At 72.7% G+C, this 10,479-nt stretch carries 11 protein-coding genes; 6 read left to right on the forward strand and 5 right to left on the reverse strand.

What is annotated here, in order from left to right:
• Positions 1 to 1,032 (forward strand): WD40 repeat domain-containing protein (locus tag ACWDX9_RS53640; RefSeq protein ID WP_449969898.1); only part of this gene is annotated, 1,032 nt, incomplete at its 5' end.
• Between the two features lie 168 nt (positions 1,033 to 1,200).
• On the opposite strand, the gene ACWDX9_RS53645 is transcribed toward ACWDX9_RS53640, so the two are convergent.
• Positions 1,201 to 1,788: a polysaccharide deacetylase family protein gene (locus ACWDX9_RS53645; protein ID WP_449969901.1), complete on the reverse strand. Its 588-nt coding sequence runs from the start codon at positions 1,786 to 1,788 to the stop codon at positions 1,201 to 1,203.
• On the opposite strand from ACWDX9_RS53645, the gene ACWDX9_RS53650 reads away from it, so the two are divergent.
• Both ACWDX9_RS53650 and ACWDX9_RS53655 read left to right on the forward strand, forming a co-directional pair.
• Complete coding sequence (locus tag ACWDX9_RS53650; protein WP_449969903.1) at positions 1,778 to 2,290, forward strand: hypothetical protein; 513 nt, start codon at positions 1,778 to 1,780, stop codon at positions 2,288 to 2,290. The two genes, ACWDX9_RS53645 and ACWDX9_RS53650, sit on opposite strands and share 11 nt — an antisense overlap.
• Before the next feature lie 30 nt (positions 2,291 to 2,320).
• Positions 2,321 to 2,518: a hypothetical protein gene (locus ACWDX9_RS53655; RefSeq protein WP_449969906.1), complete on the forward strand. Its 198-nt coding sequence runs from the start codon at positions 2,321 to 2,323 to the stop codon at positions 2,516 to 2,518.
• A gap of 42 nt (positions 2,519 to 2,560) precedes the next feature.
• Here ACWDX9_RS53655 and qcrB read toward each other — a convergent pair whose 3' ends face one another.
• Complete coding sequence (qcrB, locus tag ACWDX9_RS53660) at positions 2,561 to 4,072, reverse strand: cytochrome bc1 complex cytochrome b subunit (protein ID WP_449969908.1); 1,512 nt, start codon at positions 4,070 to 4,072, stop codon at positions 2,561 to 2,563.
• A 68-nt stretch (positions 4,073 to 4,140) separates the two neighbouring features.
• Positions 4,141 to 4,761 carry a hypothetical protein gene (locus ACWDX9_RS53665; protein WP_449969911.1) on the reverse strand — a complete coding sequence of 207 codons (621 nt, stop codon included), beginning with the start codon at positions 4,759 to 4,761 and terminating at the stop codon, positions 4,141 to 4,143.
• 193 nt (positions 4,762 to 4,954) lie between these two features.
• Between ACWDX9_RS53665 and ACWDX9_RS53670 the strand changes: the two genes are divergently transcribed.
• Positions 4,955 to 6,145, forward strand: coding sequence for an Ig-like domain-containing protein (locus ACWDX9_RS53670; protein WP_449969914.1), 1,191 nt, complete (start codon positions 4,955 to 4,957; stop codon positions 6,143 to 6,145).
• A gap of 203 nt (positions 6,146 to 6,348) precedes the next feature.
• On the opposite strand, the gene ACWDX9_RS53675 is transcribed toward ACWDX9_RS53670, so the two are convergent.
• Together ACWDX9_RS53675 and ACWDX9_RS53680 are read right to left on the reverse strand one after the other, a co-directional pair.
• Positions 6,349 to 7,014, reverse strand: a complete 666-nt coding sequence (locus tag ACWDX9_RS53675; protein WP_449969925.1) for a response regulator — start codon at positions 7,012 to 7,014, stop codon at positions 6,349 to 6,351.
• Positions 7,015 to 7,049: 35 nt separating this feature from the next.
• Positions 7,050 to 8,171, reverse strand: a complete 1,122-nt coding sequence (locus tag ACWDX9_RS53680; protein ID WP_449969917.1) for a sensor histidine kinase — start codon at positions 8,169 to 8,171, stop codon at positions 7,050 to 7,052.
• Between the two features lie 197 nt (positions 8,172 to 8,368).
• Between ACWDX9_RS53680 and ACWDX9_RS53685 the strand changes: the two genes are divergently transcribed.
• Both ACWDX9_RS53685 and ACWDX9_RS53690 read left to right on the forward strand, forming a co-directional pair.
• Positions 8,369 to 8,788: a hypothetical protein gene (locus ACWDX9_RS53685; RefSeq protein WP_449969920.1), complete on the forward strand. Its 420-nt coding sequence runs from the start codon at positions 8,369 to 8,371 to the stop codon at positions 8,786 to 8,788.
• A complete protein-coding gene (locus ACWDX9_RS53690; protein ID WP_449969922.1) occupies positions 8,785 to 10,242 on the forward strand; it encodes a multicopper oxidase family protein in 1,458 nt (485 codons plus the stop codon). Before ACWDX9_RS53685 ends, ACWDX9_RS53690 begins: the two co-directional genes overlap by 4 nt.
• Positions 10,243 to 10,479: the final 237 nt, after the last annotated feature.

Below are 10,479 nucleotides of genomic sequence, written 5' to 3' on the forward strand. Positions count from 1 at the left end.
GCGGTCCTCGGGACGGCCGTGGCCGTGGCGATGTGGCCGCGCGAGCGGGATCCGGTACGCCCGGCCGCGCCCACCCTCCGGTTCGGCGCGGAGCTCGGCAAGCCCCTGACCGGCCACACCAACGACGTACGGGCGGTGTCCCTGGGCACCCTCGACGGTGTCCCCGTCACCCTGACCGGCTCGGACGACGAGACCGCCCGCCTGTGGAACCTCCGCACCTCCCAGCAGATCGGCCGCCCGCTCGCCGGCCACACCGAATGGGTCAGATCGGTCGTCCTCGACCAGCTCGACGGCGCGCCGATCGCCGTCACCGCGAGCGACGACGACACCGCCCGCGTCTGGGATCTCCCCGCCGGCGCGTCCCGCGTCCTGGCCGGGCACAAGGGCGACGTCAAGTGCGTGGCGACCGGCCGGATCGGCGGCCGGCACGTCGCCGTCACCGCCTCCACCGACGGCACCGCCCGCGTCTGGGACCTGCGTACGGCCAAGGAGTACGGCGATCCGCTGACCGGCCACGAGAGCGGGGTGTGGGCGGTCACCGTCGGCCAGGCCGCCGGCACGACCGTGGCCGTCACCACCGGCGACGACGGGACCGTGCGCGTCTGGGACCTGGCCTCCAGGAAGCAGCTCGGCCGGTCGCTGACCGGCCACTCCGGCTGGGTGCGGTCGGTGGCGCTGGGCTTCCTCAACGGCACGCCCGTGGTGGTCACCGGCGGCGAGGACATGACCGCCCGGGTCTGGGACCTGATCGCCTGGAAGCAGCTCGGCACCCCGCTCACCGGCCACACCGGCGTCGTCTGGTCGGTGGCGATGGGCAACCTCGACGGCACGCCCGTGGCGGTCACGGGCAGCGAGGACAGAACGGTACGCGTGTGGGACCTGAACACCAGGAGACCGCTCGGCAGCCCGTTCACCGGGCACTCCGACTGCGTCTGGTCGGTGGCGGTGGGCCTGCTCGACGGCCGGCCGGTCGCCGTCAGCGGCAGCCGCGACCAGACCGCCCGCACCTGGAACCTCGCCCCGGTCCGCTGACCAGCCGGACCCCCGCAGCCCGCGCGGGCCGGCAGCCCGGCCGGCCCACGCGGTGTCCCTGCTGCCGGTGACGCATCCTTTCTGGTCAGCGCCTAAGCGCGATCACCGCTCACACCCGGAGATACGCGGAGGATGCGAGAAGAGTTCACGCTTGGCCGGAAGAATCGATCAGTGCAGGTCAGGCGGGGCGGCGTTGAAGACGAGGCGCGGCGGGTGGCCGCCGAACAGCTGGCTGACGGTGACGAACCGGTAGCCGCGCCGGGCCAGCTTCCGCAGCACGCGCGGGATGGCCCGCACGGTCGTCGGGTGGATGTCGTGGAACAGGATGACGCTGCCGGGCCGCACCGACCTGAGCGCCCGGCGGGCCACCGTGGCGCTGCTGCGGTAGCGCCAGTCCAGGGTGTCCACGCTCCACAGCACCATCGGGCGGCCGGTCTGGCGGCGCACGGTGGCGTTGATCGCCCCGTACGGCGGGCGGACGAGGCCGGGCACGATGCCGGTGATCGCCCTGATCGCCTGGTCGGTGCGGCCCAGCTGGGAGCGCACCCGGGCGGGCGACAGTCTCGTCAGGTCGGGGTGCGACCAGGTGTGGTTGCCGATCTCGTGCCCGGCCGCGACGGTGCGGCGCAGGACTCTGGGGTACGTCACGACGTTGCTGCCCACGACGAAGAACGTGGCCTGGGCGTGGTAGGCGGCCAGGTAGGCCAGCAGCGTGTCGGTGTAGGGGCCGGGGCCGTCGTCGAACGTGAGCGCCACGCACTTGACGTGGCGGCAGTCCACGCGGGGCCGGGGCCTCGGCCGGACCTCGGCCCTGTCGTCGGGGGCGGCCATCGCTGCCACGCGTTGCGCTCCGGACGCCGCCGCGCCCCAAGCCCCGGATGCCGCCCCGCTCGACGCCCCGCTCGACGCCGCGCTCGACGCCGCGCTCGACGCCGCGCTCGACGCCGCGCTCGACATCGCGCTCGTCGCCGCGGCCGGTGGTGGAGCCGCGTGGGCGGCCCGGGACGGCGCCGCCAGTGTGCTCGCGCCGCAGGTCATCGCCACCAGCACTGCCGTGGCGACCGTCCTGGCCGTCCCCCGCCTGGCCCCGCCCAGGAAGGGCGGGCGTGACCTCGCACCGATGTCCATCGATCCCCCTCGCGCACCGCCCCCGGCGCGTCTCCCCATAGTGACGACCCCGGCGGGGATCGTTCCACTGAGTACGACAACCGCCGCCCGCACCTGGTTCGCCGGAGACCGCTTTCCAGATGACAGATGACGAAACCCGGCAGCGACCGACCCTATGGGCTTGACAGGGGGGTGGGGCTGGTCTTGTCTCTACCCATCGGGGGTCTGCGCCGAGGGTGGCGCGGGGCCGCTGTGCCCGGTGGACCCCGGCACGGTGCCCAAGGCCCTCGACGTGCTCGTCCCGCCGGGGCGGTCCCAGACGGACGTGCTCAACCCGCTCCTCGGCCCGGTCACGGTCCCCGCCGTCGCCGTCCCCTGAGCGGGGGGTTCTCCTTTGGGGAGTCGGTAGCGAGCGGGCCCGTCAGCGGGACCAGGAGCGCTGGACGGCGTCGTGGACGCGGCGGCGGGCCGGGGGAGGCACGTCGCCGTCGGCCGCCACCGGGAGGGCGGGCCGCGCGGGCGGCACGAGCACCGCGGACTCCTCGTCCGTCACCGGCCGTTCGATCTCGGTGAACGCGCCGTCCGCGCCGCGCACGATCACGCCGGTCTCCACCCCCTGCGCCACCGTGTGCCGGTCGCGCGCCAGCAGCCCGAGGCAGATCCGGCGGGCGATCACGAACCCCAGCACCGGCCCCGCGACCACCAGGACCCGGAAGATCCACGTGGTCGCGTACAGCGAGATGTGGAAGGTCGAGGAGAGCACGTCGTTGCCGCCGGCCAGCCAGAGGACGCCGTAGTAGACGATCCCCGCGACCCCGAGGCCCACCCGGGCCGGCGCCTCGCGCGGCCGGTCCAGCAGGTGGTGGATCGCGTGGTCCCGGGTGATCCACCGCTCCACGAACGGGTACACCGCCAGCGCGGTGAACAGCAGGCCGGGCGCCCCCAGGGCCGGGATCAGCACGCTCATGGTCACCGTGTGCCCGAAGACCGTGAACTCCCACGGCGGCATGACCCGCAGCGCGCCTTCGAGGAAGCCCATGTACCAGTCGGGCTGCGAGCCGGCGCTGACCGTGCTGGGCGCGTACGGGCCGTACAGCCAGATGGGGTTGATCTGGAACACCGTGGCCAGCGCCGCCACCACCGCGAGCACCCACAGGAAGAACACCGTCGTCTTGGCCAGGAACGCCGGGAAGAACGGCGCGCCCCGCACCACCCCGTCGTTCAGCCCCTTGGCCCTGAACTGGGTGTGCGTCTGCCGCCACGTGAGCACCACCGCGTGCAGCGGCAGGAGCACGAGCAGCAGCCCGGGGATCAGCAGCACGTGCAGGCTGAACAGCCGGGGGATGATGTCCGCGCCGGGGAACTCGCCGCCGAACAGGAACATCGCCAGGTACGTGCCCACCAGCGGCACCGAGATCGTGACCCCGTGCAGGATGCGCAGCCCCGCGCCGGACAGCAGGTCGTCGGGGAGCGAATATCCGAACAGCCCGTTGAGCATCACCAGCCCGAACAGGGCCACGCCGATCAGCCAGTTCAGGTCGCGCGGCTTGCGGAAGGCGCCGGTGAAGAAGTTGCGCAGCAGGTGGATGACGATGGCGCCGAGGAAGACGAGCGTGGCCCAGTGGTGCATCTGCCGCATCAGCAGGCCGCCGCGCACCTCGAAGCTGATGTCCAGCGTGGAGGCGTACGCCTGGCTCATCTGGACCCCGCGCAGCGGCACGTAGGCGCCGTCGTAGACGACTTCCTCCATGGTCGGCTTGAAGAAGAACGTGAGGAAGACGCCCGTGAGCAGGACGATCACGAACGCGTACAGCGCGATCTCGCCCAGCAGGAACGTCCAGTGATCGGGAAAGACCTTCCGCATCGCCTTCTTCAGGAACCCGGCCCCGCCGATGCGATCGTCAAGCGCCTGGGCCAGTGAGCTGGCCTTCATAGTCACCCCGCCTATGACTGGATGGGTACGTCATAGACAAGACGGAATAGGGCTGGAAAATGTGACAGTCAGGCGAAACGTTCTACGGTGACCGGAATCAGGCCCTGCTCGCGGATCGCCTGCCGGTGGTGGTCCAGCAGCGCCCCGAGCAGGCCCGCCGGGCCGCTCCCGAGGCGTACGGTCACGTCCACGCACCACGCGATGCCCGCGCCGATCCTGCGCAGCTCCCACGCGAAGCCGTCGCCCGACGCCCGGCCCGCCACGCGCGGGTCGTCGGCGGGCTCCAGGCGTAGGGCCGCGCGGGCGTTCGCCAGCCCGTCCGCGTCGAAGTCGCCCGCGAACAGGATGCGGTAGCGGTGCGCGTCCGGCGACGAGCCCAGATCGAGCGGGGCGGTGGTGGGCAGGGGCTGGCGCTGCCGGAAGAGCCCGCGCAGCCGCTCCTCCCCGGGCAGCTCACCCCCGCCGAGCCGCGCGTACGCCTGCGCCGCCGCGCGCCGGCCCATCGGGGTCACCAGCGCGCGGAGCCGGGCGTCGGAGCGCAGCTCGCGGCTCAGGTCGGGGGAGGCGGACCACCTGCCGGCCTCCGGGCTCCACACGGCGCTGTCGATGCCGGCGGCGGTGTAGTCCTGGTGGAGGGCGAACTCCTCCACGAGGATCCCGTCGGGGCCGGAGATCAGGTAGTAGTCCATCCGCCCCATGATTGTCCTGGGCGGATGGCGCGGCAATCTCACACGCGGCGGCTCTCCCTTCGCGACGAAGCCCTGAGCCGGGTGGCCGGGGTGCCGCATGCCCGCAGCCGTTCGGGGCAGAACTGGACCGGGCTATAGAAATACCGTCTAGTGTAAAATGTCCCTATTTGTCAGGTTGTGGGAGGCATTAGCGATGCGGAACGCCCGGACCGTACTCGTCGGCACCTTCGCCACGGCCCTGCTCCTGGCCGCCGGCTGCACCTCGGGCGGAGGCTCGGGCGGCGGCCCCGGCGAGCCCGGCACGTCGCAGGAGCAAGGACCGGTGGCCAAGCTGTCGATCACCCCCGCGAACGGCACGGAGAAGGTGGCTCCGGACGCCGGGGTCAGCGTCAAGGCCACCGACGGCAAGGTCACCAAGCTGACCGTCGCCGACGCCAAGGGGCGTGAGGTCCGTGGGACCCTCGGCGCGGACGGGATGTGGCACCCCAGGTGGCCGTTGCGACCCTCGACCGCGTACACGGTGAGCGCGCAGGCGACTGGAACGGACGGCAAGCCCGTCACCGCGCAGGCCACGTTCACCACGCTCAAGCCGAAGCGGGCGCTGGAGAGCGGCATGTCCCCGCTGGACGGCGAGAAGGTCGGGGTCGGCATGCCCGTCCAGCTCCTGCTCTCGCAGCCCGTGACCGCCGAGAAGGACCGGGTCGCGGTCGAGAGGTCGCTGGTGGTGCGGATGTCCAAGCCGGTCGAGGGCGCGTGGAGCTGGGTGAGCGACCGCGAGGTCCAGTTCAGGCCGCGCGAGTACTGGCCGGTCGGCGAGAAGGTCACGGTGGTCGCGCACCTGGCCGGGCTGCGGGCGGGCCGGGACCTGTGGGGCACGAAGGACCGCAGCCTGACGTTCACCGTCGGCGACGAGCACATCACCGAGGTCAGCAACGCCACCCACCAGGCAGTCGTGCGGGAGAACGGCGAGGTCGTCAAGACCATCCCGGTCAGCCTGGGCAAGCCCGGGGACGACAGCTGGTCCGGCGTCATGATCGCCCAGGAGAAGGCCGCGTCGACCGTCATGGACTCGGCCACCATCGGCAAGCCGGGCGAATATCGCATCACCACCAAGTGGAACGTCCGGATGACCTACAGCGGCACGTTCTTCCACGCCGCCCCCTGGTCGACGGGCGCGCAGGGCAACAGCAACGTCAGCCACGGCTGCGTGAACGCCAGCCCGGCCAACGCCCGCTGGTTCTACGAGTTCACGCAGCGGGGAGACATCATCGAGGTCAAGGGGACGTCGCGGAAACTGCGCTTCGGCAACGGCCCGACGCCGTGGGCGAAGTCGTGGGACGACTGGCTGGCGGGCAGCGCCCTGGGCAAGCCGGTCAACAGCTAGTCGTCCTGGATCACCCGGTTACGTCACCATCCGGGCCGGGCATGGTCTGGGAGGCACACCGGAATTGTCATCGCCGTCGAGAGAAGGGCGTTGTGAAGCTGCGTGCTGAATGACGGAATCGGACGGGGGATGGCCCGGCTGCCCGCCGTGGCCCTGTGGCTGCTGGTCTGGCTCTTGAACGCCTACGAGTTCCTGCTGACGATCTAGGCGCTCGTTCCCGGGACCACCAGGCCGGACTCGTACGCGACGACGACCAACTGTGCCCTGTCGCGCACGCCGAGCTTGGTCATCGACCTGCTCACGTGGGTCTTGGCGGTGGCGCCGCTGATCACCAGGTGCTCGGCGATCTCCTCGTTGGACATGCCCCGGGCCACCAGGGCCACGATCTCGCGTTCGCGGTCGGTCAGGCGTTCGAGGCCGGGCGCGGGAATGGGGCGGGGAGGGGTGCTGACGTACTCCTCGATGAGGCGGCGGGTCACCGAGGGCGACAGGAGCGCGTCGCCGCGGGCGGCCACCCGCACCGACTGGAGCAGGTCGCCGGGCTCGATGTCCTTGAGCAGGAAGCCGCTGGCCCCGGCCCGGAGCGCGGCGAAGACGTACTCGTCGAGCGCGTAGTTCGTGAGGATCACCACGCGGACGCCGTCGAGGTCGGGGGCGGCGCCTATCCTGCGGGTGGTCTGGATGCCGTCGAGCAGCGGCATGCGCACGTCGAGCAGGGCCACGTCCGGGAGCAGGCGTCTGGCCAGCTCCACGGCCTCCACGCCGTTGGCCGCCTCGCCGACCACGGTGATGTCGTCGGTGAGCTCCAGCAGCGCCCGGAACCCCGCGCGGATCAGCGGCTGGTCGTCCGCCAGCAGAACCCTGATCACCGCGGGACCCGCACCGTCGGCCCCGTCGGACGCCGTCATGCCGGGATCCGGACGGGCAGCTCGGCGCGGACCGCGAAGCCGCCGTTCTCGTGGGGGCCCGCGGTGAGCGAGCCGCCGATGGCGACCGCGCGCTCGCGCATTCCGATCAACCCCATCCCCGGCCCGGCGGTGCCCGCCTCGCCGTCGTTCTCCACCCGCAGCACGATCCTCGACGGATCGTATTCGACCGCGACCGTGACCGTCGCGGCGCCCGCGTGGCGCAGCACGTTGGTCAGCGCCTCCTGCGCGATGCGGTACGCCGCCCGGTCCACCTCGGGCGGCAGCGCGTACGGCGTCCCGGCCACGGTGTGCGCCACCCGCAGCCCCGCACCCTCGGCCCTGGAGACCAGGCGCGGCAACTTGGACAGCCCCGCCTCCTCCGGCTCGCTCTGGCGCAGCACGCCCAGCGTGGCCCGCAGCTCGCGCATCGCCTCGTGCCCCGACTCCTTGATCGCGACCAGCGACTCCCTGACCCGCGCCGGGTCTCGCTCCAGCAACTGCATGGCCACCGCCACCTGCACGTTGACCACGGAGATGCTGTGGGTGAGCGAGTCGTGCAGCTCCTGCGCGATCCACAGCCGCTCCTCGCCGGCCCGGCGCAGCGCCGCCTCCTCGCGGGTGCGCTCGGCCTCCTCGGCGCGCTGCTCCACCGCCCGCAGGTATGCGCGGCCCTGCCCGGTCAGCCGGCCGATCACCACCATGGCCACCAGCCACCCGCTCAGCAGCCCCATCCAGCTGCCCGGGGGCGGATCGTCCGCGCCGATCGCCATGAGCCCGTACATCCCCGCGGCCAGCGCCAGCGACAGCCAGATCGCCGCCTTGCGGCGGCCGAGCGAGGCCAGCGTGTAGATCGAGGCCAGCGCGGGCGCGGAGGCGAACACGCCCGGATAGTGCAGCGCGTAGTAGACCACCCCGGCGGCCGCCGCGACCACGCCCGCCGCCAGCGGCGCCGCGCGCCGGAAGGCCAGCGTCAGTGACGCGACCACGATCAGCGTCAGGCCCATCGGGTCGAGGGGGCGCTCCAGCGGGCCGGTCCACGAGAGGTTCGCGTACGTCCCTGCCGTGATCGCCGCCAGGGCGGCCGCCGCGACGAGGGCGTCCGTTCTCCGGCTGTCCATGCTCACAAGGTAGGCGACCGGGCCGGGGCCGGTCGTCGCCCCACGGTTGTATGTTCGCGGCCCTGGTGCAGGCCCGGTGTCATCCCACGGTCGTACGTACGCGGCCCCGGACGGGCGGCGTACTCCACGGGGCGTATGCCCGGAAGCCCTCCTGCGTGGGACGCGGCTCCAGGGGGTCTGCCTGGAGCATTCCGTGCATGACCGCATCACCCTCCCCTCCGCCCGGCTGGATCGTCTGGTCGCTGCGGGTGCTCGCCACCGGGCACCTGGCCGGAGTGCTCGGGCAGGCCGCGCTGGCCGGGCTCTTCGTCACCGGCGACGTCGACCTGCTGGCCTGGCACCAGAACAACGCCGGGTTCACGCACGGCCTGCTCTACCTGCAACTGGTGGCCGCCGTCCTGCTGTGGCGGCCGGGACGGGGGCAGGGATGGCCCGCGCTGGCCAGTCTGGGCCTCGTGGCGCTGGAGACGGCGCAGGTGGCGCTGGGGCAGTGGCGGGTGCTGGGGCTGCACTTCCCGATCGGCATGGCGATCTTCGGACTGTCCGCCGTCTTCACCGTCTGGACCTGGCGGGCCTACCGCCGCGGCGCCGGCGCGGACCGCCCGAGCGCCGCATGAGCGCCCTGACCAGGCGGGGGTTCCTCGGGGTGCTGGGCGGGGCCGCGCTGGCCGCCGCCGGGTGCGCCGAGATCTCCGGAGAGCTGCTGCGCAGCCGGCTGACCCTGCCCAGGCCGTTCACCGTGCCGCTCCCCATCCCCGAGGTCGCCCGCCCGGTACGCCCCGGCCGCTACGAGGTGACGCAGCGGGCCGCCAGGATCGAGATCATCCCCGGCACCACCACCGAGGTCCTGGGCTACGGTGGGACCTTCCCAGGCCCCACGTTCGACCTGCGGCGCGCCAGCCGCGTCACGGTCGCCGTGCGCAACGAGCTGAGCGTGCCCACCTCCACCCACCTGCACGGCGGCGTCACCCCGCCCGGCTCCGACGGCTACCCCACCGACCTCGTGGCGCCCGGAGGCGGGACGAAGGACTACGACTACCCGCTGGAACAGCGGGCCGCCACGCTCTGGTACCACGACCACCGGATGGACTTCACCGGGCCGCAGGTGTGGCGGGGGCTGGCCGGGATGGCGCTGGTGCGCGACGAGGAGGAGGACGCGCTGCCGCTGCCGAGGGGGGAGCGGGAGCTGCCGTTGATGATCTGCGACCGGGCGTTCGACGAGGACGGTTCCTTCCGGTACCCGAGCCCGCCCGAGAGCGGTCACACCGGTCACATGGGCGGCCACATGGCCGCGGTCGACGGCGACTACATGGAAGGCGTCGAGGGGGACGTGATCCTCGTCAACGGGGCGCCCTGGCCGGTGGCCGAGGTGACGGCCACCCGCTACCGGCTGCGGCTGCTGAACGCCTCGAACGCCCGCCGCTACCGGCTCCGGCTCGCGCCGGGCGGCCGGTTCACGCAGATCGGGAGCGACTCCGGCCTGCTGGCCGCGCCCGTCGCGCACGACGAGCTCCCGATCTCGCCGGGCGAGCGGTACGACGTGGTGGTCGACTTCTCCGCCTACCCCGTCGGCACCGCGGTCACCCTCGTCAACACCCTCGCCGACGGCCCCGCCCGGAACGTCATGCGGTTCGTCGTCGCCCGCCGGGCCGCCGACGACACCGCCGTGCCGGCCGTGCTGTCCCGCCCGCCCGGTCGCGTGGCGCCCGTGACCACCCGCAGGTTCGACTTCCGCAGATCGGCGGAGGGAGTCTGGACGATCAACGGCCACCCCTACCGGCCCGGCGTCCCGCTGGCCCGCCCCCGGCTGGGCACCGCCGAGGTCTGGCGCCTGTCCAGCGACTTCCACCACCCCGTGCACGTCCACCTGGCCCACTTCCTGGTGCTGGCCAGGAACGGCCGGGCCCCCGCCGCCTCGGACGCGGGGTGGAAGGACACCGTGGACGTGCGCCCGTACGAGGTGGTGGACGTGCTCGCCCGCTTCGACGGCCACCGCGGCCGGTACATGCTCCACTGCCACAACCTGGAGCACGAGGACATGGCGATGATGGCCGATTTCGAGGTGATCTGACCCACCAGAGGCCGGCCCGGCCGGGTAGGGAAGACTCTCATCAGACTCGTCTGATGAGAATGAGGAGCAGGCATGCACATCGTACGGTTCGTCAGCCCTTTGACCGACGCTCCCGCGGTCGGCGTCGACGACGGCGAGCAGGTGGTGGAGCTGGCCGGCGTCACGACCGTGGCCGAGCTGCTGCGGCTCCCGGTCGAGGGGCTGCGCGAGCGGCTGGCGGGGGCCGACGGGCAGGGG

The sequence above is a fragment of the Nonomuraea sp. NPDC003201 genome (assembly GCF_053590415.1).

Coding starts and splice junctions, on each gene's coding strand:
- ACWDX9_RS53685 (WP_449969920.1), top strand. CDS start 8,369: ATGACCGCATCACCCTCCCCTCCGCCCGGCTGGATCGTCTGGTCGCTG.
- qcrB (WP_449969908.1), bottom strand. CDS start 4,072: ATGAAGGCCAGCTCACTGGCCCAGGCGCTTGACGATCGCATCGGCGGG.
- ACWDX9_RS53690 (WP_449969922.1), top strand. CDS start 8,785: ATGAGCGCCCTGACCAGGCGGGGGTTCCTCGGGGTGCTGGGCGGGGCC.
- ACWDX9_RS53680 (WP_449969917.1), bottom strand. CDS start 8,171: ATGGACAGCCGGAGAACGGACGCCCTCGTCGCGGCGGCCGCCCTGGCG.
- ACWDX9_RS53665 (WP_449969911.1), bottom strand. CDS start 4,761: ATGGACTACTACCTGATCTCCGGCCCCGACGGGATCCTCGTGGAGGAG.
- ACWDX9_RS53670 (WP_449969914.1), top strand. CDS start 4,955: ATGCGGAACGCCCGGACCGTACTCGTCGGCACCTTCGCCACGGCCCTG.